The sequence below is a fragment of the Desulfatiglans sp. genome (genome assembly GCA_012513605.1).
In the GTDB taxonomy this organism is placed as follows: domain Bacteria; phylum Desulfobacterota; class DSM-4660; order Desulfatiglandales; family HGW-15; genus JAAZBV01.
The window spans coordinates 15,964-37,981 of sequence record JAAZBV010000102.1 but is presented as its reverse complement, the minus strand read 5'-3'; the positions used below and the strand labels follow the sequence as shown (position 1 = coordinate 37,981).

Genomic DNA, 22,018 nt, shown 5'->3' with positions numbered 1-22,018 from the left:
TATCAATAAAAAATATTTACATGTTACTCAATACAAAAGATATGGCCTGCGTAACTCCTTAAATTCCTCATACCCCTTTAACCAGCACTCTCTAATATCATAAATATCCCTACCCTCCTGAATCGCCACCCTTAAATCATGATTACCCAAAATCAGATCAATCGGAAGTTTTTCATATTCATATTCATAGGGAGGGTTTTTCCACTCAAAGCAGTCTTTATGTGTATCTATTACTGCCCTAAGCATGGCAATAGCAGTATCGTAAGACCTGAATAATGCCCTGTCCGTGATATGTATCATAAACCCTTTGCATATCTCCCCCTGCCACTTGTTAAAGGTGGGCTTAAAAGAGACCTCTCGAAGGATACACCCTTTTAAGAACTCCTCATGAATCTTTTTTTTAATTGCTGAGGTATCAAGGTATGGCGCGCCGAATGTCTCAAACGGGCGGCATGTGCCCCTGCCTTCAGATATGTTTGTACCTTCCCATATCACTTGACCGGGATACACATATGCGGATTCAGGTATGGGCATGTTTGGAGAAGGCACAGCCCAGGGCAGGCCGGTCTCTTCCCAGAACATGGAACGTTGCCACCCCTCCATCATGATAACCGAGAGGTCACACCATACTTTAAGCTCTTTGTTGAACATGAGAGCAAGCTCACCCATGGTGATGCCGTGCCTCATGGGCATCCTGTATGGACCAACAAAGGAGTAGAGTTCAGTGGCAAGCAGGTTCCCTTCCATAGCCTCACCGCCAAGTGGGTTAGGCCTGTCAAGTATCACTATTCGTTTACCGTATCTTTTGGCCGCTCTCATACAGTTGAGCATGGTTGATGAAAAGGTATATACCCTTGTGCCCACATCCTGCATGTCGACAAGAAGCACATCTATTAGCTCCATCATATCTGCTGATGGTTCTCTTGAGCTGCTGTAGAGGCTGAATACAGGTATGCGCAGATCCTTATCGACCCCATGGCCTGTCTCTATCATGTTGTCCTGCTCTTCACCCGCATAGCCATGCTGAGGCCCGAACAGTGCCCTGAGATCGCCCTTTGAGACCTCTTTAATAACATCTCTGGCATGGATCAGGTCGGCTGTTACAGATGCCTGGTTTGAAAGCAGACCGATCCTGCATCCCCTGAATTTTTTATGGAATTCTGACCTGTATAGGTCAAGACCTGAAAGTACTGGCATTAATTCATATTTCCCTTTCGCAGCATTAAACCCTACCGTGTAAAGATCTTGACTTCCTGACCGGGGAAGATGGTGCTGTCCGGGTTAAGATTATTTATTGCCAGAAATTCAGAGAGATTCATGCTGTGTTTTTTAGCAATAAGATATGGGCTATCGCCCTGTTTGACCGTGTAGTTACCTTTATCTGCCTGTTTTGTATCTGAGGTCTCTCCCCCTGTTATCATAAGCACCTGCCCAACCTTGAGAGAGGGGTCCTCAAGGCCGTTAAGCGCCTTTATGGATTTGACTGTGGTTCCGAAACGGTCTGCTATCTTCCACAGGCTATCGCCCTTCCTCACAGTATATCTGGTGGGTGTGCCTGATGGGGCGGAATATGTAGCAACATAGGTATATTTGCCTACAGGTATCTTGAGTTTAGCCCCTACCCTTAGGACATTTTTACTCTTGAGGTTATTAATGGCCATGATTGCATCCATGGAGGTCTTGTGTTTTTTGGCTATAGTCGAAAGGGTTTCACCATTTTTCACATTATGAATGAGGTAGTCGGATGCAGAGGCGGTAAAGGATGATGTGCTCGGTGTGTAGGCAGGCATGTCATTCAGCTTTGCTACCAGTATCTCGCCTTTGCCCTTGGGCACCTTAAGCTCATATGTTGTTTTTGGCGTTACACTCTGCCTCAGTTCGGAGTTCAGTTCCTTGAGATGGTTGTAATCCACGAACAGCTCGGTGGCTAAAGTCTTGAGTGATATCTGTTTATTTATATTTACCTTGTCATATTCTATCTCTTTTTCAAGGGAAGGAAGCTCTATGCCATATGCCGAAGGGTTATTGATAATATGAAGCACTGCAAGAAATTTCGGTACATAAAATGCGGTTTCACTGGGCAGTTTTGCATAAAGGTCCCAGAAATTATCCATGTAGTTTATTTTCTGGGTGTTTATTACCCTTAAAACCCTTGCCTCGCCGCAATTGTATGCTGCAAGGGCGGTTGTCCATTCACCGAATATCTGATGCAATTCAGTAAGATATGCGATAGCCGCCTTTGTTGCCTTTTCAGGGTTCATCCTCTCGTCTATCCAGTTATCCCTGTTCAACCCGTATTTATAACCAGTTGATGCGATAAACTGCCACATCCCCAGCGCGCGTGCGCTTGAGATTGCAACAGTGCTGTAACCGCTTTCTATAAAAGGAAGCCATGACAGCTCTTCCGGCAGCCCTGCCTCTTTTAATTTCCTTACGATTGCCGGTCTGTATTTACCTGATCTTGCGTATACCTTCAGGAACCACTCCTTTTCTCTCCCCTTGGTGAAAAGGTCTATAGCCTTCTGCACATGGTGGTTCATAACCAGCGGTATGGCCTTGTGAGAACCATTCACAGAGGTGAACCTTGATGAGTATACCTCAAGCATCCTCTTTGCTATTGTAATGCGAAGGTCTTCCTTTTCCTGTAATATTACAGGACTTGCAGAGTTATCTATCTTGAGTGTGAGTGAATACGCCTTGTCAAGGCAGTCTATTGCATTATCCAGGTCGCCTTTTTCCCAGAAGTCGTTTGATGCCTGGCAATATTCAAGGGCTGAATCAATTAATTCCTGTTCAGTATGTGTGCTGGCGATCCTGTCCACCTCAAATGTATCCACTGACCGCTCTTCACCAGGCAGTTCAAGGGATTCATCAGAGACAAAGGTCTGTTTCATTCTGTTATCGGTCTCTTTTATACTGGACCCCTCTCTTTCAACTCTTAAAGGGAGCTGCCTGTCCATTGTTGTGCATCCTGCTAAAAGCAGGACCAGGATTAACAGATAGTGGGCTAAATTTTTCCGGATAAAAAGCATAATAATTTTCCTTTCAGGCTCATTTGAGACTAACTATTCTTTAATCATATCGGTATTCAGGCTATTTGACATAAACAAGATTAAAAAGTTCTAATTTTTTTATAAATCATGCTTTATAGTTCCTGTCCTGTATTTACCCTTCCCGGCCGGGTTAAGGGAGTATAAAAAAATCATCTAAATTGGTCAATAATTATCATAATAGCCTGGTTAATCAGGTTGATTATTCATTTATGAACATGTATTATTCGGTTTCCTGCCTGTCCGGCAGGTTTTTTATTTTTGCACAGGAACATTTTTATTAATTAAGTAATGATGTCAAAACTTATTATTTTAAAACAGGGCAATCCTGAGAGTAAAAAAAGGGCATGCCTTGCATGTGGCCGCTCTGATATTGACGGGAGAAGGAGATACTGTTCACAGGAATGCAGAAGGCAGATCATGTGGGTGCTCTCCCTTTCAAACGGGCTCTTAAGCATCTTTAATACAAGGTATGCATCCTTTTCATTCAGCGGTGCGCAGGTGGTGCTTGATATACTGCCCGCCTGGTCAAAGGAGATATCCAGGTTCACCTGCAAAAGGACCCCTGGAAGAAAGCCTGCCGATGACCTGAAAAGGCTGATCCTGGATTCCGGCAGTGAGTACTATACGATAATCGCGGACAAAAATTCCAGGAGTTACGCAAGTCAATCCTTACTTAAAAAAAACAGTAACAGCCGAATACCTGTCAAGTCGGTCAGGCCAGACAGTAGAAAGAGGCCAAGGTTTTCAAAGGCGGAAAGAGAGTCTATTAAATGCCTCAAGCTGAAGCTGGAGGAGATACTTTCCGAAGAAAAAAGTGCAAGGATAAAATCTGCCTACAAGAAGATGGCCCTGATACATCATCCTGATATGGGCGGCGATGCAGCCGAATTCAGAAGGCTTAAGGATGCGCATGAAACAATGCTTATGTGGGCGGAGAATCCAAGCTTTACATCAAAAAGGGCGCTTGAGGGGTGCTGGTCTTTTGATGCCTCATCAGGAAAATGGAAACCACCACTCTAATAAGGTTATAAATGTCTTCCCTTATATCAGTTAAAGAAATACTCGATAAAGCCAATGTAACGGCATCTGCACCATGCAGGATAGATGCTGGTGGCACATGGGACATAAAGGCAATGGCCCTTTCATTTGAAAGATACAGGCCTGTTACATTCAATGTTGCCATTGATCTGAGGACAGCTGTAACGCTTCTCCCATATAAAACATGCAGGGTCAGGATCACTTCAGAGGGGTTCCCTGAAGGAGTAGAATACAAGAGTAAAGAGATGGATATTACCGGTACATTCTCTATCTTTTTTGCTGCTGTTAACTATTTTGGTTTTACCGGGCTTGAAGTAAGAATATCTTCAGGTTCCCCGGTTAAGTCCGCCCTCGGGGGGTCAAGCACCGCCCTTACCGCCCTTATAAAGGCCCTTTCAAAGCTCACCATGCTTGCAGGCGTAAAAAAGGGTTTATCAAAAAGGGAGCTCCTTATGATCGGGTATCATCTGGAGGACGGCATAAGCGGGGGAAACTGCGGGATGCAGGATCAGGCGGCAGCGGTCTATGGCGGTGTAAACGGGTGGCACTGGAACTACAGTAATGCTAAGTCACCTGTGGTCAGGGAGCCCCTTCTTGACAGCGCAGGCATGGAGCTGCTTTCTGACCGAATCATGGTTGCATATAGCGGCAAATGGCATGTGTCGCTCACAACCAACAGGATATGGCTCAATAATTTTCTTAATGGAAAGACAAGGGATGGCTGGCTTGATGCAAATGATGTTATTAAAGGGCTGATATCAGCAGTAAGGTCTATGGATTGGAAAGAGGCGGTCGAATGCATAAGGAAAGAGATGCGAATCAGGAGGCGAATAACCCCTGATGCCCTTATATCAGAGACAGGGCATCTTATCAAAGAGGCAGAGCGTTTTGGGTGTGGGGCCAGATTTACAGGTGCAGGAGCAGGCGGTTCTGTCTGGGCCATAGGCGCGCCTGATGATATCGCAAATCTTAAAAAAAGATGGGAAAAGTCTCTTGTTCAAATAAAGGGCGCATGTATACTGCCATGCAAGGTTGACCCGAATGGCGTAAAATAGATTTCAAATTTGAGATTTCAAATTTCAAATCCTTAATCTTAAACCTTGAACCTTGAATCTTGCGCCCTGTGCCTTGCGCCCTTTTTTACCCCTTCCCCTCCTCCTGAAGGATATCCATAAATACCTTGTAGAATTGTTCATATTCCTGAAGCCCCCTCTTGAGCAGTATGGCAAGGTTCCCTATGTCCCTCATGTTAACAACCATATTTGCGCTCAGTGAATAGGCCATCATCTCATCCATGGTCTTGTATTTATCGCTGATCAGGGCAACAAAAATCCTGCGTCTCCCGGACATGGACATATGGTTCAGGTAATTCATGATTGGTCCGCCGTGAATCTCCTGCCCATCAAAACCATCTGCAAGGATTATCAGGTCAAAGTGGTGATACCTGAGCTTCAGGAGTGCCTCCCTTATGCTGGGCGCAGTAATAAACTTGTATTTCTGCTCTTCAACAGCAGGTTTGATGATCCGGCTAAGATTCTCATCAGCCATAACAAGGGCAAGCTTCACATCTTCATAATACTCGATCGTGTAATCGTCTTCCGACTCAATAGCGGCAGGCAGAGATTTCTTCATTCCTTCCCTTGAGGTAAAAATTTGAACCCCGTCATTCTCTGATTCCGGATACATATCACCCTTATCTTCCCAGGTCCCCTGCGATTCAATAGTGAGTCTGGTTTTACACCTCGGGCAGTTTATCTTTACGATCTGATCCTTTGGCAGCTTTTCATCAGGGATATTTAATTTTGTGTTGCAGCCCGTGCAGATTATTTCCATATGAGCCTCCGGTAAATTCTAGCGTTTCTTTTTACTATACAGTTCATCTATCTTAAGCCCCTCTATCTCGGTGGTCTTTTCTCCACGTTCAGACTTGACTGAATCGATCATCCTGCCAACCACTCCCTTCCTTGATGAATAGCTCATGGCGGTCTCTTCAGATACCTTTCCGGCCCTGTAATGGTCTACAATGCTCTGGTCGAATGTCATCATACCGAAGGGGCGGCTCGCTTCTATGATCTCATAAAAGCTCTTGCCCTCTGCCTCTCCGTTCAGGATAGTATCTTTAACCCGCAGGTTTGTACCAAGTATCTCATGGGCAGCCTGACGCCCTCCCCCAACCTTTGGAAGCAGCCTCTGGCAGACAATCCACCGAACAGTATCAGCGAGCCTTATCCTGATCTGCTTTTCCTCCTCCTGTTCAAACATGCCGACTATCCTGTTTATTGTCTGTCCCGCATCAACAGTATGAAGGGTGCTCAAAACAAGGTGGCCGGTCTCTGCTGCAGAAAGACCGATCTCGACAGTCTCCCTGTCACGCATTTCACCTACAAGAATAACCTTTGGCGCCTGTCTCATGGCTGCCCGTAATCCTGATGCAAAGGAATCAAAATCATGGCCCAGCTCCCTCTGGTTAAAGGTGGCCTTTTTCTGGGAATGGATAAATTCAACAGGGTCTTCAAGGGTAATGACATGGACAGAACTTGTCTCATTGATCTCGTTTAAAACCGCGGCAAGGGAGGTGGACTTACCGCTTCCTGTAGCGCCTGTAACAAGGATTATGCCGTTTCTCTCCTTTGGCATCCTTTTGAATGCATCAGGGAGGCCCAGCTCTTCTATTGTAGGTATCCTCGTGGCAAGCTGCCTCATTACGGTTGAGTAATAACCTTTCTGCGAAAAGGTGTTTACCCTGAAACGGGCCTTTCCGGCAAGCTGGTATGAGAGGTCGCATGATCCTCCCCTTATAAGGTCTCTTGTGAGCCTCCTGTCTGAGTTGATCAGGTTAAGTGAAAATACCTCTGCCTGGAATGGTGTTATTGAATCTATGGGGGGATTCAGGTTAACTGACTTAAGCAATCCTGTTGCCTCCACCTGGAAAGGCTTGTCAACGGTTGCCAGAAGGTCTGAAACCCCTTCATGGGATTCAAGCATTGCAGTCAAAATGTTGTCTATCTGTTGTTTTTTCATTATATTTTCTCCTCCCTTATAAGGAAAAGGCTGTAACTAAACCCCGCCTTACTATGCATCTGTAAAATCTGTAGGCGGATTCTTGAGATAGGGCTTGAAGGTATCCTTATTATTGCATTTTGCATAGGCGTCATCAGGGCTGATACGCTTTGCCTTTAATAGTTCCATAATAGCATCATCAAGTGTCTGCATCCCATATTTTTTACCGGTCTGCATTGAGGATGGTATCTGGAAAGTCTTTGCCTCCCTGATGAGGTTTCTAATTGCAGGTATGGCTATCATGATTTCAAGTGCGGCAATCCTGCCCTTTTTGTCTATACGCTTAAAGAGGTTCTGGGCAATAACCGCCCTTAAACCATCAGAAAGGGTGTTTCTTATCTGCTCCTGCTGGTTTGCCGGAAATACCTCTATAATGCGGTCAACCGTCTTTGCGGCGCTGCTCGTGTGCAGGGTGCCAAAGACAAGGTGGCCTGTAGATGCAGCCTCAATGGCAAGGCTAATAGTTTCAAGGTCGCGCATTTCTCCTACAAGTATGATATCAGGGTCTTCTCTGAGTGCCCCCCTTAGGGCGGCCGCAAAAGACCTGGTATGAAGGCCTACCTCCCGGTGGTTTACAACCGCCTCCTTGCTCCTGTGAACAAACTCTATGGGGTCTTCAACCGTGATGATATGGTCTTTGCGAGTCCTGTTTGCCTCATCTATTATAGCTGCAAGGGTGGTTGATTTACCGCTTCCGGTTGGTCCTGTCACCAGTACAAGCCCCCTTGGAAGGGAGGCGAGTTTGCGCACAACAGGCGGAAGGCCGAGCTGTTCACATGTAAGGATCTCGGAAGGGATCTCCCTGAATACCGCTGCTATGCCATACTTCTGATCGAAAAAATTGGCCCTGTAGCGTGCAAGCCCCGGAATTTCATAGGCAAAATCAACATCACCCGTTTCCTCGAAAAGCTTTACCTTTTCTTCAGGCGCTATCTCATAAAGCATCTCCTTTAAGGGGTCATTTTCAAGGATTTTATATTTTATCCTGGTAAGTTCCCCATTTATTCGGATAATCGGCTGCTGTCCAGTTACAAGATGCAGGTCTGATGCACCCTGTTCATTCATGAGTTTAAAAAAGGCATCTATCTGTGCCATCCTATGCTTCCTCCAATATCGTACCTAAAGTTAGAGTTTTTTTGCCATCACACAGGCATCCTGCCCAAGCGGATAAAATCCCTTTTTGACCTGCCAGACCCTGTAGCCTGAGTCTGAAAACAGCTTTCTGGCATTTCTGTTATCGATTGAGGTATGAAGAAACAGCGTCATAATTCCTGCTTTAAGCGCCACATTCTCAATCTCTTTTAAAAGGAACTTCCCTACCCCTCTCCCCTGCCACAATGCCTCCACTGCAATGGCAAGAAGCTCGCTGGAATTGTCCTGATCATACCTGTTTGATGGTTTACTGATCATCGCAAAACCCAGGGGCACTCCTTCAAAACAGGCAATCACCGTAATGCTATTGCCTGAAATATGCCATTCAGGGACAACTTCCCCGTAATCCCCATATGGCCTGAATGCCACTATGCTGAGCTCCCTGATAAAAACAGAGTCAGCTGCCCTGGAGAAACGTAACTCTATTTCGGGATTTTTGTCCATTTTATACCTGTTTTATGCAAAAAATGTACCCTTATTTTTAAATGCTGAAAGAAATTAAGGCAAACATGAAAAATGTCTTTTGTATCTCCTGTTCTTTTATAATCGAAAGGGGAATATTGGCAACATTGTAAAAAGGCAAGTTATCACGCAAAGCCACAAAGAACACCAAGAAAAACAATTTATTTTTAGTAGGTGCCTTTGTGTGAGATTCAGCTCTTTTACGAAACCATCAATATTTGCAATAAAAGGGCATATTTATAAATAAATATTTACACCCTGAAACCTGATTTCCCTTCTGTAATTACAGATGCAGGGAAATCAGGTTAAAACTATTGGGAATTTATACCTTTAAAAGCCTGGCCTCAAGTGCGGCAAGTTGATCAGAAAGTTCTCCTGGGAACCTGTTGCCGAAATTGGCATAGTGCTCTTTAATCATCTCTATTTCTCTCGCCCAACCTTCACGGTCAATAGAGAGCAGCAGTTTCATATCATCCGCGCTCACATTAAGACCGGTTGTATCGATTGCATTAAGCGCGGGCATATAACCAATTGGTGTTTTTACTGCGGAACCTTTGTCATCGCAGCGCTCAAAAACCCACTTGAGGACGCGGCTGTTCTCGCCATAACCGGGCCAGAGCCACTTGCCCTCTTTGGTTTTGCGGAACCAGTTTACAGAAAATATTTTAGGTAATTTATCCGCATCAGCCTTTGCGCCGAGTTTAATCCAGTGTTTAAAATAGTCTCCCATGTGATATCCGCAGAAGGGGAGCATGGCCATGGGGTCGCGCCGGACAGTGCCGATCTTCAGGTCAAGGGCAGCAGCGGTTATCTCTGAACCTATGCATGAGGCCATGAACACACCGTGAATCCAGTCAAATGCCTGATAAACAAGGGGGATTGTACTGGGCCTTCTGCCCCCGAATAGAAACGCACTTATGGGCACACCGTTCGGATCTTCCCATTCAGGCGCTATCACAGGACAGTTTTTTGCCCTGGCCGTGAAGCGTGAGTTGGGGTGCGCTGCCGGGGCGGTTGCTGTGGATATCTCCCACTCGTTACCTTTCCAGTCTATGACTTTGCCGGGGGCATCCATGCCCATGCCCTCCCACCAGACATCCAAGTCTTCGGTCATGGCGACATTAGTGAAGATGGTCTCCCTGTCGCAGGCGTGCATTGCATTTGGATTGGATAACTTAGAGGTATTCGGGGCTACCCCGAAGAAACCGGCCTCAGGGTTAATAGCGTAGAGCATGCCGTTTTTACCGAATTTCATCCATGCAATATCGTCGCCTATGGTCTCCACCTTCCAGCCCGGGACTGTGGGTATAAGCATGGCCAGGTTGGTCTTTCCGCAGGCTGATGGGAAGGCCCCTGCGACATATTTTACCCTGCCCTCAGGGTTTGTCAGTTTGAGGATGAGCATGTGCTCGGCGAGCCAGCCTTCATCCCTGGCCTGCACAGAGGCTATTCGCAGTGCAAGGCATTTTTTACCTAAGAGTGCATTACCCCCATATCCTGATCCGTAAGACCATATTTCACGAGTCTCAGGAAAATGAGAGATGTATTTTTTGTCAAGCGGCGCACAGGGCCATAACCCATTGTCACTCTCCCCTTTTGCAAGGGGCTTTCCAACCGAGTGCATGCAGGGAATAAACTCGCCGTTATCTCCGAGCGCCTCAAGCACCTTTGTGCCGACCCTGGTCATTATATGCATGTTGATAACAACATAAGGCGAATCTGTAATCTCTATGCCTATCTTGGCGATGGGGGAGCCTACCGGGCCCATACAGAAGGGGATAACATAGAGGGTGCGCCCCTTCATGCAGCCTGTGTAAAGATCGAGCATGGTTTTTTTTAGCTCTCCGGGGTCTACCCAGTTGTTGGTAGGGCCTGCGTCATCTTTTTTTTCTGATGCAATATAGGTGCGGTTTTCAACCCGTGCCACATCTGACGGGTGAGAACGGTATAAAATACAATCAGGGCGTTTTTCTTCATTCAGCATTTTGGCAACGCCGGATTCAATCTGCTCTTTTACCAGACGGTCATATTCCTCCTGTGAACCATCACACCAGTGAACATTATCAGGCGCACAGATATCTGTCCATTCCTCAACCCATGTCATCAATTTTTTGTGCCTGGTTATCGGTTTTTCATTCATTGTTTTTAATCTCCTGACAAAGGAGGCAATTAGCGTTCAGCCCTTTTATTTTAATAGGAATGCTGAAAGCCAATCCCCTTTTATAATTTTTTTTAAATTTTAAACCAAGTTTAAGCCTTTTATTGCAACAATTCGTTATTCCTGAAAAGATACAAAACGTTAATTTAAAAATTAGAGGCCCAAAAAGCAAGCAAAAAGCTCCTGGCAGGGGTCAGGTGGGAGATGAGCCCCATTTTTATCAGGCAAAACAGGATTTTTACCTGTACTCACGCCTCCCAATTAATGGTTGACCGCTAATGAAAAATGATATCTTATACGCCATGTTTCAGTCTGGAACATATAAATCCAAATACAAGGAGTTTTAATTGGAATCTGACATAATATCCTTTTCAGAAGGAAAGCTAAATGTGCCTGACATGCCTGTAATCCCGTTTGTAGAGGGTGACGGCACAGGGCCGGATATATGGAAGGCCGCTTCCAGGGTAATAGACAGGGCAGTAGAGATCTGCTGGCAGGGCAAACGAAAGATAGCATGGAAAGAGGTGCTTGCCGGTGAAAAGGCCTTTAACATGACAGGGGAGTGGCTCCCTGAAAAAACCATTGACGAGTTCAGGAGATACCGGGTCGGCATAAAAGGCCCCCTCACAACACCGGTGGGAGGTGGCATAAGAAGCCTTAATGTTACACTCAGGCAGGTGATGGACCTTTATGCATGCGTGAGGCCTGTAAGGTATTTTAAGGGGGTCCCAAGCCCTGTAAAAGAGCCTCACAGGGTGGATATGGTTGTCTTCAGGGAGAATACCGAGGATGTATATGCTGGGCTTGAACTTAAGTCGGGTAGCAGTGAGGTAAAAAGGCTCATTGATTACCTGAGGAGCGAATATAAATGGGAGATCCGCCCTGATTCAGCTATCGGTATAAAACCAATAAGCAGGGAAGGAAGCAGGCGTCTTATAAGGTCAGCCATTGATTATGCAATAAGGTACAACAGGCGAAATATCACCCTTGTTCACAAGGGGAATATACAGAAATTTACAGAGGGCGCCTTCAGAAACTGGGGATATGAACTGGCAAAGGAGGCTTTCCCTCATGAGACAGTCATATGGGATGAATATGATGCAAAGGCAGGGGATAAAAGGATTCTTATTAAGGATTCCATTGCCGATATCTTTTTCCAGCAGGCGCTCACAAGGCCGGATGAATTTGATGTCATAGCAACCATGAACCTGAATGGGGATTATATCTCCGATGCCCTGGCAGCCCAGGTTGGCGGAATAGGGATGGCGCCCGGCGCTAACATTAATTATCAGAATGGCTACGCGATCTTTGAGGCGACACATGGCACAGCGCCCAAATATGCTGGGCTTGACAAGGTCAACCCCTCATCCCTAATCCTTAGCGGGGCAATGCTGCTTGATTATATCGGGTGGGCAGATGCAGCAAGAAGGATAGAAAAAGGCATTGAAAGGGCGATTGCCTCAAAAAAGGTTACATATGACCTTGCAAGGTTGATGGATGGGGCACATGAAGTTTCATGCTCAGGGTTTGCTGATATCATCTGCGGTTTTATGGAGGATTAATAGCAGCAACTATGCACCCCATAAATACCAGTCATTCCACATGGGAACATCCGATTTGACTCACTGCATCATATTACCATCGTAGAGACTCCCGCCGATATTTTGGCGGGCCTTGTCTCTGTCATGCTTATGCCGGTGGCCAGCATTATATATAATCTTATATTCCAGGTTACTTGCCATTGATTTTTCACTGGTTTTTGCTGAATAGTTATTATTTGTTTTGCATAGGGGGCCTGTTCAAATACCCTGTATCTTTAAACGATTCACAATATCCGATTCCTGAACATTATAAAGGGCATCCAGAAAATTAATTTTAAAACTGCCCGGCCCTGATGAACGTTCTGCCGCTATTTCCCCTGCTATCCCCATGAGCCCCATTGTATTAATGGCCGCCTTAAATGGGGATGAATTAACCGCCATGAATGCCCCTGTAATGGCGCTTGCTGTACAACCCATGCCCGTAACCATAGACATGAGCGGGTGCCCATTTGCTATCCTGACCACAGTATTTCTCTCGACAATCAGATCCACCGAACCACTTACAGAAACAACACAGTTAAAAGATGATGAAAGCTCGCGTGCATCATTTATAACATCCTCCGGCGTATGAATACTGTCCACGCCTTTTGTGCCGCTGTTCGATCGGATCAAAGATCTTATCTCAGATGCATTACCGCGTATAACCGATGGGTGAATCTCTTTTATCAATTGTCTGGCTGTATCGGTCCTGTAACCCGTGGCCCCGCTTCCAACCGGATCAAAAACTACAGGGATATTCCTTTTGTTTGCTTCAATGCCGGACTTTATCATGGATTTGATCCATGCATCGCTGAGTGTACCGATGTTAATGACCAGCGCCTGGGCAATGCCTGTCATTTCTTCTGCCTCCTCAACTGCATGGGCCATAACAGGAGATGCGCCAATAGCAATCAATGCATCAGCAGTGATGCTCATGACCACATAATTGGTGATGTTATGGATAAGAGGCGCCTTGCTTCGGATTAATTCTATCTCCGGCCAGATACTGGTTTTACCATTGTTCATGAAAAGTGACCTCATGATATGAAATTTTATCAATTATACATTCATTTTAGTACGAGAAATTGTAAAGTCGAATTAAAAATAATAATGAGAATCGGAGATTATATAGGGCTGTTTATTATAGAGTACACCACTTCAAGCATTGCCCACGGGCCAGTCCCCTGCGAATATCAGAACAGCAAGACCTCAGCATATTTTCAGGAGACAAGTACCAGCCCCGGCACATATTCAAAATGTTTATCTTTTGTGAATAATGGGAACCCGTACTGGAAGGCTACTGCGGCTATCCATATATCATTAGTTGGTATGGGTTTGCCTTTGTTTCTCAGGTTATTTATAACCGCAGAATAAAATTCAGCGGTGTTTTCATCCACTCCATAAACGTTAACCCGTGGCATATCAAGAAATTCTGACAATTCCTCTCTATTCTTTTTTTCTCTATTACCTGCCTTAAACCCTGAAAGCAGTTCACCTATGGTAATTGAGCATATGCCAATTTCCCTTGTTCGCTGGAGAACAATGATTGTTTCATGATCTCCCTTCAGGGCGGATGTATAGATATTGGTATCTATAAGTATGTTATTCATTACCATAGTTCTTTATCAATTTTACGTTCCGAATCTATTTTATCCTGAATCGTTTTGTAATCATCCTCTGACCATATGCCAAAAAGGTGATCCATGTCATTGTAAACAACGTTATGCTTTTTTGTTTTTTTAAACCCCACCCGATCCTTGAGCGTATCAAGTACGAATTGATTTAGACTTTTTCCATCTTGCTCTGCAATTTTTTTACATTTTTCGGATAACTTTTCTTCAATGCCCCTTATAGTTATTGTCTTCATAGCCTCATCCTCCCCATGATTGGTGCAGTCATAATGTGGTTGCATTATGGCATCACAATATGGCTTTGTCAACGACACTCTTGAGAAACTTAAAGCTGTAAGGAAGGACAGAAAAACCTGCCAGCCTTTCCTGGCTGGCATTTTATCCCACCATCTTGTCACATCGGAAACCTTGAATATGCAGCGCGAAGTTGTGAAATTTACTACACCACTGTCATTTCCTGGCTCCGATAAAGGAATTGGACTCAAACGTCATTCCCTCGAAGGAGGGAATCCATTTTTATCTTCTCAAAATACCCTTAACTTTACCCCGCCTCTTATAGGTGATTATCTCCCACAATTCCTTTCCCAACTTATTTCTATAAAGCAAATAAGCCTAAATATTCCATCCAAACAAACAAGAGCTAATCGGTGACCCCTTTCCCACTATGAAAAATATTTTTCAATGAAGCTGGTTTATAATAACATTTCGTGTATTTCGTGATTTTCGCGGTTATCAAACAGAGTTGGTTTTTCTGCCTTTTATTCCTTCACCTGAGAAATCCAGTTTAAGAATACGGGCTTTACATACCCTGTCTAAAATTATTAATATTTTTTGTTAGCTGTGCTGGCCTGACACCCTTCGTAATGCTCACGAGCAATTTGTTAACGGTGACAATATACTCGGTGTTCTGGCAGGGTTTGGATAGATGATCAATATACGGGTCATTCTCTTTCAGGTTCTTTATAGATTCAAGGAATTCAAGGTTCCCTGATAAGAACAGGATGGGGATTGTAGTATTTTTTTTACGGATATGGAGATAGACATCCATACCATTCAGATCGCCGGGTAAGATAAAGTCAAGACTTATAAGATCAAAGCTGTTTTCTTTAAAGAGTTCTATTGCATGTCTGCCATTTACTGCAATTTGCACTTCATGCAAACAGGGTGGCTGAGAAAGCATATGGTGTTGAACCCTGGAGATGGATATTTCATCTTCCACAATCAGAATACGCTTTCCGGAAAAGAAAACAATATCCCTTATCTTTTCCATTTCCGGCGCAGTCAGCTCCTGTTTTATCAATGGCAGGGTCAAAACCACTCGCGTATATTCTCCGAATTTGGAATCAATGGAAATGCTGCCCTTATGCTGTTGTATATATTTTTTAATGTTTGACATGCCATAGCCGGTTCCCTTGATGCCCGATTTGTAAGAACCGGTAATGTCCTTGCTTCCCTTCAGGGTGAAAGAGGGGGTGAAGATATCACCGAGATGATTTTCAGGGATGCCGCATCCGTTGTCATAGACCTCAATAAAAAACTCATCCTCAGAAAACCTGGTCTTAATGGATATTTGCGGATTACTCTTCAGCCCTAATGCATGGATGCTGTTTTGAATTAAATTTACAAGGGAATGTTCAATCATCCCCGGGTCAGCCAGCAGGAGGGGGGCATTGTCTATAAGGTCAGTATTGACAGAGATGCCTGCCAAATCTTTTTTCATTAAATTCAAGACTAATTCAATAACACTGTTTACATTAAAATATTCATGTCTGGGTTCCTGATCCTTGGCAAATGCCACCAGATTTTTCGTAAGGTTCTTACCACGAATGGTCTGATCAAAGATGATCTGCAGGGCATCTTTCGTTTCGGCCTCTTTGCATTGGTCCAGGGCCAGTTCCGAAGTGCCCATGATGACACCAAGGATATTGTTGAAATCATGGGCCATTTTCCCGGCCACTTCTCCTACCAGCGCCTGTTTGGCCTGCTCTGCGGCGATTTCCTGTGCCTGCTGTTTCTCGCGCTGGGCCACAACCTTATCTGTAATATTTTGACTGATTCCCCTATAACCACAGAAATTTCCGGCTTCGTCGAGGCATGGAAGCGCAGTGGTTTCAAAAATGACAGTATTTCCCTCTTTGTCATGCGCCTTATGGACAAAGGCATCAACTGGCTTTAATGTGCGTGCTATATCAGCGAAAATCTGCTCTAAAGCGGTTGTGTCATCTTCATGAGTGAGCCTGGAATGCTTCTCTCCGAGAATCTCAGTGTATGTATACCCCAAGACTTTAAGGATGTTTTTGCTGACAAAGGTGAAGCGGTAACTTGCATCCAGTTCCCAGACGATGAGGCTTGTGTTCTCTACTACGAGGCTGTACTTTTCTTCTGTCAGACGAATGGTGTCCATCATGCCTGCGATGGTGTTGCTTAAATATTCAAAAACATCTACACCTTTGTATTCAGGCCTTTTCTGCCGCTCAATACTGGAGATAATGGCCCTGCTTGGCCCGTGAATGGATCGGGTCACAAAGAATATCAGGAGCACTGCAATCATTACAAAAGAGCCGATAGTTAACAGTTGCAGCAGTTTGATTTTATTAATCAGTTTTGAATAGACCTGCGCGTCTCTAATGATAACGAACTGCCATTTCCATGGTGAAAAATCAGTGGCAAAGACAAAATACTCTTTATGGTCAATGGTTTTGGAAATCGGAATCACAGCCGGTTTTGCCAGTATGCTCAGTGTATGCGCGTCACCCGGCACCTCTGTCTGAAAAATAATTTCATTGTTGTTTCGGTCCAGCACAAAGCCCATATGGCCTTCCTGGGAAAAGTAGTCTTCGATCTGTTCCAGTGTCCTTGCCTTTTTGATGATTACAGCGCCAGGGTCATCAGCCATACGAGACAGGAGCAGATTATCGAAATTGGTGTTGCATATATTATATATCCTTCTTGATTCGGAAATCATGTCAGTCTGGATCTGATTCTGGGCAAAGTCAGACAGGGTGGTGGAGACAGAGAAGTAGATAATGCCGCCCAGAATAAGGATCGGCAATAAAATGGCAAGGGTGATCCTTAATGTCAGGCTTTTTGTAAATAAAAAAATCATTTTAATCTCACCTGCTGAAAACAGGCGCTACTGTTTGAATTTCCATTGGCCAGACTACCTGCTTTTTACCATTTTGCCATTGGATGATCATTGGAAACTGCCGGATCTGTTTACCGGCCTTGTCTACACCATAGTATCCAATTAAAGTGAGGGTGTTCATTGTCTGAAAAACCTGTCTCAAAGCTTCGCGGTCAAGACTCTTAGTTCTTTCCACAGCCTGTTCAATAATCATGCATGCTGCATAGGCATTAGCCGCATGGTAAGAGGGTTGCTCCTTGTATCTTTCAGTGAATAGTTGAGCGAATTCTTTACTGAACACATATTTATCAGAGACGTCAGCCTCCCAGTAAGAGGATGAAAATGTCAGTTCTGCATCTGCTCCTAAGATGTCATGAAACTCGGTAAGAGCAGGGCCCACTGATGCATAGTAGGCCTTTGGGTACCAGTTGATCTGCTTAAGGGCTTTTCGCATATCAACTGATTCATCAAGATGGCCGCATACGATAACAGCATCAGGATCAGATTTTTGAATACCCCTGGAAAATTCCAGGAGATCTTTTGTCCCCTTTTTAAACTCATTCAGATAGACGATTTCCAGGGCAAGCCGTTTGGCCCATTTTTGAGTGTTTTTCGCCAGTGTGATGGAAAAGGAGTCGTCAGCATTGAGAATGGCTATACGTTTGAATTTATAATGAACAAGCAATTCAAGAAAACCAACTGTATATTTGCTGGCCGGCGGGGTAAGGCCAAAGCCATATTGAAAGCCCTGTTCCCATATCTGATCTGCCGATGCAGCGGGCAGCAGCGTCGGATACTTATGCTTTTCTACGATAGGCATGATGGCTTCGCAAATGACGCTGGAATAGGGGCCTATCACCAGGTCGACATGATCCTTCTCAATGAGGTTGGTATAATTGATCTTTGCATCCTCCGTGGAGCTCTGATCGTCCATGATAATCAGGTTGACCTTTCTGCCTAAGAGACCGCCTTTGGAATTGACAATATGCCGCCAGAGATCATAACTGTTTTTTTGCATGTGGCCGAAGGATGAATATTTACCTGTAAGAGAAAGAGAGATGCCAATATTGACCTGCTCCTGGTCGGCAAATATGTATGAAGTTAAAATGGAAAGGTATAATAATATTATCAGAAGAATGCGCATAGGCATGCTCTTTAGCTAAGTTAGTGGTCGTTATTAATAAATTCCCTTTTTCAATGAAGGAGTATATGGAGTCAGGCGTTCTATGTCAAATTGAAAATCACCGCACCATAAAGACAAAAAACTAATAGCCTTATCTGGTCGGCATTTTATCCCGCCATGTTTTCACGTCATAGCCTTTGGCGAAGATGGAAGCTGTAAACATCGGTGGAAGCTTCCTGACCACAATAGCTTTAGCGACGGCGACAGACTAAACAGCTTCAGGCTATTCTTTAACACAGTCATCCATTTCTTTTGTAGTTTTCCAGTGAAGCATAGACGTTCCACACAAACAAGAGCTAATCGGAGATCTGACCCCTCTCGCCCCTCTCCATAGGTAATAGTCTGCAGCTAATTTTCACCGAAATTCTTCAGAATAGCCTCAACCGTCTCAGGTATTGTCTCAACGGGTATTTCATGACCAACACCTTTTAGTGTTAAGAGTTTTGCTCCGGGTATCACCTTGGCGCACACAACCCCATGGGCATAATTGATTACAGGGTCTTCAGTGCCGTGTATCACAAGTGTGGGGATGGTTAGATTTCTCAATGCCTCCAGTCGCGATGGAGAGGCCATGCCAGCCGCTGCCTGGTTCTGGGCTATCTTGGCACTCCAGCCACGGATATATGATTTTTCCATAATTGATCTTATCCATCCTTCATCAAATAGAAAACGGCTTCCGGACATCAATCGGAAGATTTTGACATTCCCTTCTATGAAGGCATCTAAGGTCTCAGGTGGCCCTGTTTCCATAATTTTTGCCAACCGAGAAATCAATTCATCACTCATAGCCGGGACATCCGGGTCATTAGACCAGTAGGTTGACATCCATGAGGTTAAAGAGAGGACGCGATCGGGATAATGGATAGCCATTAATTGGGCGATCATTCCACCCATTGACCAGCCAATGATATGGGCTTTTTCTATGTTCAGTGCATCCATAAGGCCTATGGTATCAGCGGCCATATCTTCATATGAGTATGGAGTCGCATTAAAATCATCTATCCATGTTGAAAGCCCTGTATCACGGTTATCAAAACGTATTACATGATAACTGGCATTTATTATTCCATTAATCAGCTCCATATTCCACATAATACCCTGGCAGCCTGCTCCCATTATCAACAGTACAGCCGGGTTTGTTGATTCACCAAATTCTTCGTACCATATTTCAATATTGTTAGCCTTTACCTTCCCTTCACCCATATTGCCCTCCTTCATGAAAAGATACCTGTTAATTGTATTTGTTTAGCGGTTTACATTTCCGGGGTTGTTTTTCGTAAGGTGGGATTTTTAAGAAAACGAAGTGTTATGGATATTAGCCAAATAAATAACATGTGTCAAAATTTATCTCAGTTTACCCATCGGACAGGGCAAAATGATCCAACTCGTTAAAATAAATCAAGCTATGACAAGCTGTGACATCGATAAGGGAAACTTGCGACAAACTTGTGACAAAACTTGTGACATTATAAAGATAAACCTAATCCTGATTATCTCAAAAGAGTGCCCGTCTTCAAGCCTTGCCCACAGGTCAGTCTACTATTATCCAGATTTATAAACTAAAAAGCTAAATCCTGGGTTTCCTATAGCCCGTTTTTCATGTGTTGTTTGTGGCAATGACAGTGTCTGACTCCTAGGTTTTTACTATCTCACCGTGTATTTCTTTACACACTTGAAACAAATAGATATTTTACGACTTAACCATAATATTGTCTCAAATCAGATAATATTTAATTTTTATATATTTTTTTGTTTTTTTATGTTCAATATGCACTTTATAGTATCCATTTTTTACAACGCTCATATTAAAACTTATTTATAATGGAGTAAAAATGTCAAATGATCTGATACTATTAAATAGCTTATTAAATCAATTGCAAACTCAAACAGCTATATCAATTCCTGAATCAGAATTTTTTGGTCTTTTCTCCGCTGAGCAAATGACAAAGGAATATGATTTATCTTATGATTCTTTACATGATGGGATTGTTGATGGCGGTGGTGATGGAGCAATAGATTCAATCTTTACATTTATTAATAATGAATTACTTTCAGACGATTTTGATTTATCTAATATTAAAAAGAATCCATCAATATCATTAAATTTAATACAATCAAAAACTTCAAATACTTTCTCTGAGAATCAAATATCAAAAACAATTACAAATCTTATGGATTTATTTGATTTATCGAAAACTGAGAAAGATCTAAAACAACAGTATAATTCAAGACTTTTAAATAATATTTTTATTTTCCGGAATTCATTCATTGAGCTGTCTTCCAAACATCCACAATTAGAAATAAATTATTTTTATGTTACAAAAGGGTCAACGAAGGAAATACATCCGAATGTAAAAAGTAAAGGTGATACATTAATTAAAAACATAAAATCATTTTTTAGCGATGCCACTGTTTCAGTTAAATATGTCGGGGCTCGCGAACTACTAAACATATCCAGAGTCGAAAAGAAATATACTCTTCAACTCAATTTTGAGGAGAACTATATTTCAAGGGACAATAATTATGTAATACTTTCAAATCTTGTCGATTACTTTAATTTTGTGACTGATGAAAACAAAAACCTAAGAAAATACATCTTCGAATTTAATGTTCGAGACTATGAAGGAAATGTTGAAGTTAACAGGGATATTAGTGGTACATTAAACGAAGAAAAGAGTTTAGATTTTTGGAACCTTAATAATGGAATAACAATTATATGTTCAAAAGCTTCAATAGTCGGGAAAACAATTTCAATGGATGATGTACAAATTGTGAATGGACTTCAAACAACGCATACTATTTTTAAATTTATCAGTTCACTTAATGTAAAAGAAAATGAAAAACGCTCTTTACTAATTAAGATCATTGTTACAAATGATCCTTTAAGAATGGATAAAATTATAAAGGCTACAAATTTTCAAACTATGATTCGTGACTCCTCCTTTAAAGCAACAGATGAAATTCAAAGAGACATAGAATTGTACTTTTTCCAGAACGGGTGGTTTTATGAAAGAAGGAAAAACTACTATAAGAACTTAAATAAACCATCTGAAAAAATTATAAATATTGCTTATCTAGCTCAATCAATTTTAGCCATGCTTTTAAAAGAACCAAATAATTCACGTGGTAGACCAACTACATTAATTAAACAACAAAAAGATTATTCACGTATTTTTAATAAGAACATTAAATATTCAACAATGCTGTATTGTGCAAAATTAATGAAAGAAATTGACAAATTTGTCCGTTTGAAGAAACTAAATATACCATGGCAGGATTTATCAAATATAAGATTTCATATTGCACTTCAATATCTAATAAATTTGCTTGGCGAAAATTATACCTTGAAAAACGTTGAAACAATCGAAAATAATCCTATTTTGAATGATCTTATAGAAACTGCAGCTTTGAATTCGTGGGAAAAAGTTAAATTGTATAAGGACGACATAGAAGATGATTCAACAGACAAAATTGCAAAATCGAAAATATTTATGAGTTACTTTTTAAGTTCATTGAATGAGTAACTAATAAGTATATGACATAACGATGCGGGGATGCTATTTATTTCTACTTTACA

18 protein-coding genes are annotated in these 22,018 nt (G+C 43.0%); 5 read left to right on the top strand and 13 right to left on the bottom strand.

What is annotated here, in order from left to right; translation table 11 throughout:
* Positions 1-27: 27 nt before the first annotated feature.
* Both GX654_13980 and GX654_13975 read right to left on the bottom strand, forming a co-directional pair.
* Positions 28-1,197 carry a DUF1343 domain-containing protein gene (locus GX654_13980; GenBank protein NLD37973.1) on the bottom strand — a complete coding sequence of 390 codons (1,170 nt, stop codon included), beginning with the start codon at positions 1,195-1,197 and terminating at the stop codon, positions 28-30.
* A 32-nt stretch (positions 1,198-1,229) separates the two neighbouring features.
* Positions 1,230-2,960 carry a LysM peptidoglycan-binding domain-containing protein gene (locus GX654_13975; protein NLD37972.1) on the bottom strand — a complete coding sequence of 577 codons (1,731 nt, stop codon included), beginning with the start codon at positions 2,958-2,960 and terminating at the stop codon, positions 1,230-1,232.
* Between the two features lie 381 nt (positions 2,961-3,341).
* Here GX654_13975 and GX654_13970 point away from each other — a divergent pair, with 381 nt between their 5' ends.
* Together GX654_13970 and GX654_13965 are read left to right on the top strand one after the other, a co-directional pair.
* The gene (locus GX654_13970; protein NLD37971.1) at positions 3,342-4,073 is read left to right on the top strand and encodes a hypothetical protein; all 732 of its coding nucleotides are present in this window, start codon (positions 3,342-3,344) and stop codon (positions 4,071-4,073) included.
* Positions 4,074-4,084: 11 nt separating this feature from the next.
* Entirely contained in the window at positions 4,085-5,146 is a 1,062-nt protein-coding gene (locus GX654_13965) for a hypothetical protein (GenBank protein NLD37970.1), read from the top strand.
* An 85-nt stretch (positions 5,147-5,231) separates the two neighbouring features.
* Here the strand turns inward: GX654_13965 and GX654_13960 are convergent, their stop codons facing one another.
* From GX654_13960 to GX654_13940, 5 genes are all read right to left on the bottom strand, one after another.
* Positions 5,232-5,924 (bottom strand): hypothetical protein, encoded by a 693-nt coding sequence (locus GX654_13960; protein ID NLD37969.1) that lies wholly within the window; start codon positions 5,922-5,924, stop codon positions 5,232-5,234.
* Between the two features lie 18 nt (positions 5,925-5,942).
* The gene (locus tag GX654_13955) at positions 5,943-7,112 is read right to left on the bottom strand and encodes a PilT/PilU family type 4a pilus ATPase (protein NLD37968.1); all 1,170 of its coding nucleotides are present in this window, start codon (positions 7,110-7,112) and stop codon (positions 5,943-5,945) included.
* Positions 7,113-7,163: 51 nt separating this feature from the next.
* The gene (locus tag GX654_13950; protein ID NLD37967.1) at positions 7,164-8,246 is read right to left on the bottom strand and encodes a type IV pilus twitching motility protein PilT; all 1,083 of its coding nucleotides are present in this window, start codon (positions 8,244-8,246) and stop codon (positions 7,164-7,166) included.
* Between the two features lie 30 nt (positions 8,247-8,276).
* Positions 8,277-8,747, bottom strand: coding sequence for a GNAT family N-acetyltransferase (locus GX654_13945; protein ID NLD37966.1), 471 nt, complete (start codon positions 8,745-8,747; stop codon positions 8,277-8,279).
* Positions 8,748-9,087: 340 nt separating this feature from the next.
* Positions 9,088-10,905: a phosphoenolpyruvate carboxykinase (GTP) gene (locus tag GX654_13940; protein NLD37965.1), complete on the bottom strand. Its 1,818-nt coding sequence runs from the start codon at positions 10,903-10,905 to the stop codon at positions 9,088-9,090.
* A 365-nt stretch (positions 10,906-11,270) separates the two neighbouring features.
* Here GX654_13940 and icd point away from each other — a divergent pair, with 365 nt between their 5' ends.
* Positions 11,271-12,485, top strand: a complete 1,215-nt coding sequence (gene icd, locus GX654_13935) for an NADP-dependent isocitrate dehydrogenase (protein NLD37964.1) — start codon at positions 11,271-11,273, stop codon at positions 12,483-12,485.
* Between the two features lie 237 nt (positions 12,486-12,722).
* Here icd and thiM read toward each other — a convergent pair whose 3' ends face one another.
* From thiM to GX654_13920, 3 genes are all read right to left on the bottom strand, one after another.
* The gene (gene thiM, locus GX654_13930) at positions 12,723-13,529 is read right to left on the bottom strand and encodes a hydroxyethylthiazole kinase (protein ID NLD37963.1); all 807 of its coding nucleotides are present in this window, start codon (positions 13,527-13,529) and stop codon (positions 12,723-12,725) included.
* A 194-nt stretch (positions 13,530-13,723) separates the two neighbouring features.
* Positions 13,724-14,113, bottom strand: a complete 390-nt coding sequence (locus tag GX654_13925) for a type II toxin-antitoxin system VapC family toxin (GenBank protein ID NLD37962.1) — start codon at positions 14,111-14,113, stop codon at positions 13,724-13,726.
* Positions 14,113-14,370 carry an antitoxin gene (locus GX654_13920; GenBank protein NLD37961.1) on the bottom strand — a complete coding sequence of 86 codons (258 nt, stop codon included), beginning with the start codon at positions 14,368-14,370 and terminating at the stop codon, positions 14,113-14,115. The genes GX654_13925 and GX654_13920 overlap by 1 nt, the downstream gene beginning before the upstream one ends.
* 46 nt (positions 14,371-14,416) lie before the next feature.
* Here GX654_13920 and GX654_13915 point away from each other — a divergent pair, with 46 nt between their 5' ends.
* The gene (locus GX654_13915; protein ID NLD37960.1) at positions 14,417-14,785 is read left to right on the top strand and encodes a hypothetical protein; all 369 of its coding nucleotides are present in this window, start codon (positions 14,417-14,419) and stop codon (positions 14,783-14,785) included.
* A 148-nt stretch (positions 14,786-14,933) separates the two neighbouring features.
* Here the strand turns inward: GX654_13915 and GX654_13910 are convergent, their stop codons facing one another.
* From GX654_13910 to GX654_13900, 3 genes are all read right to left on the bottom strand, one after another.
* On the bottom strand, positions 14,934-17,240 hold the full coding sequence (locus tag GX654_13910) for a PAS domain S-box protein (GenBank protein NLD37959.1): 2,307 nt from the start codon (positions 17,238-17,240) through the stop codon (positions 14,934-14,936).
* Between the two features lie 7 nt (positions 17,241-17,247).
* Complete coding sequence (locus GX654_13905; GenBank protein NLD37958.1) at positions 17,248-18,402, bottom strand: amino acid ABC transporter substrate-binding protein; 1,155 nt, start codon at positions 18,400-18,402, stop codon at positions 17,248-17,250.
* A gap of 387 nt (positions 18,403-18,789) precedes the next feature.
* Positions 18,790-19,644: an alpha/beta hydrolase gene (locus GX654_13900; protein ID NLD37957.1), complete on the bottom strand. Its 855-nt coding sequence runs from the start codon at positions 19,642-19,644 to the stop codon at positions 18,790-18,792.
* Positions 19,645-20,273: 629 nt separating this feature from the next.
* Between GX654_13900 and GX654_13895 the strand changes: the two genes are divergently transcribed.
* Entirely contained in the window at positions 20,274-21,965 is a 1,692-nt protein-coding gene (locus GX654_13895) for an AIPR family protein (protein ID NLD37956.1), read from the top strand.
* Positions 21,966-22,018: the final 53 nt, after the last annotated feature.

Excerpts from the sequence above, each read along its gene's own strand:
- GX654_13940 (NLD37965.1), bottom strand. The coding sequence starts at position 10,905 with ATGAATGAAAAACCGATAACCAGGCACAAAAAATTGATGACATGGGTT.
- GX654_13925 (NLD37962.1), bottom strand. The coding sequence starts at position 14,113 with ATGAATAACATACTTATAGATACCAATATCTATACATCCGCCCTGAAG.
- thiM (NLD37963.1), bottom strand. The coding sequence starts at position 13,529 with ATGAACAATGGTAAAACCAGTATCTGGCCGGAGATAGAATTAATCCGA.
- GX654_13980 (NLD37973.1), bottom strand. The coding sequence starts at position 1,197 with ATGCCAGTACTTTCAGGTCTTGACCTATACAGGTCAGAATTCCATAAA.
- GX654_13900 (NLD37957.1), bottom strand. The coding sequence starts at position 19,644 with ATGGGTGAAGGGAAGGTAAAGGCTAACAATATTGAAATATGGTACGAA.
- GX654_13920 (NLD37961.1), bottom strand. The coding sequence starts at position 14,370 with ATGAAGACAATAACTATAAGGGGCATTGAAGAAAAGTTATCCGAAAAA.
- GX654_13905 (NLD37958.1), bottom strand. The coding sequence starts at position 18,402 with ATGCGCATTCTTCTGATAATATTATTATACCTTTCCATTTTAACTTCA.
- GX654_13895 (NLD37956.1), top strand. The coding sequence starts at position 20,274 with ATGTCAAATGATCTGATACTATTAAATAGCTTATTAAATCAATTGCAA.
- GX654_13950 (NLD37967.1), bottom strand. The coding sequence starts at position 8,246 with ATGGCACAGATAGATGCCTTTTTTAAACTCATGAATGAACAGGGTGCA.
- GX654_13955 (NLD37968.1), bottom strand. The coding sequence starts at position 7,112 with ATGAAAAAACAACAGATAGACAACATTTTGACTGCAATGCTTGAATCC.
- GX654_13915 (NLD37960.1), top strand. The coding sequence starts at position 14,417 with ATGGCATCACAATATGGCTTTGTCAACGACACTCTTGAGAAACTTAAA.
- GX654_13975 (NLD37972.1), bottom strand. The coding sequence starts at position 2,960 with ATGGACAGGCAGCTCCCTTTAAGAGTTGAAAGAGAGGGGTCCAGTATA.
- GX654_13965 (NLD37970.1), top strand. The coding sequence starts at position 4,085 with ATGTCTTCCCTTATATCAGTTAAAGAAATACTCGATAAAGCCAATGTA.
- GX654_13910 (NLD37959.1), bottom strand. The coding sequence starts at position 17,240 with ATGATTTTTTTATTTACAAAAAGCCTGACATTAAGGATCACCCTTGCC.
- GX654_13945 (NLD37966.1), bottom strand. The coding sequence starts at position 8,747 with ATGGACAAAAATCCCGAAATAGAGTTACGTTTCTCCAGGGCAGCTGAC.
- GX654_13960 (NLD37969.1), bottom strand. The coding sequence starts at position 5,924 with ATGGAAATAATCTGCACGGGCTGCAACACAAAATTAAATATCCCTGAT.
- GX654_13970 (NLD37971.1), top strand. The coding sequence starts at position 3,342 with ATGATGTCAAAACTTATTATTTTAAAACAGGGCAATCCTGAGAGTAAA.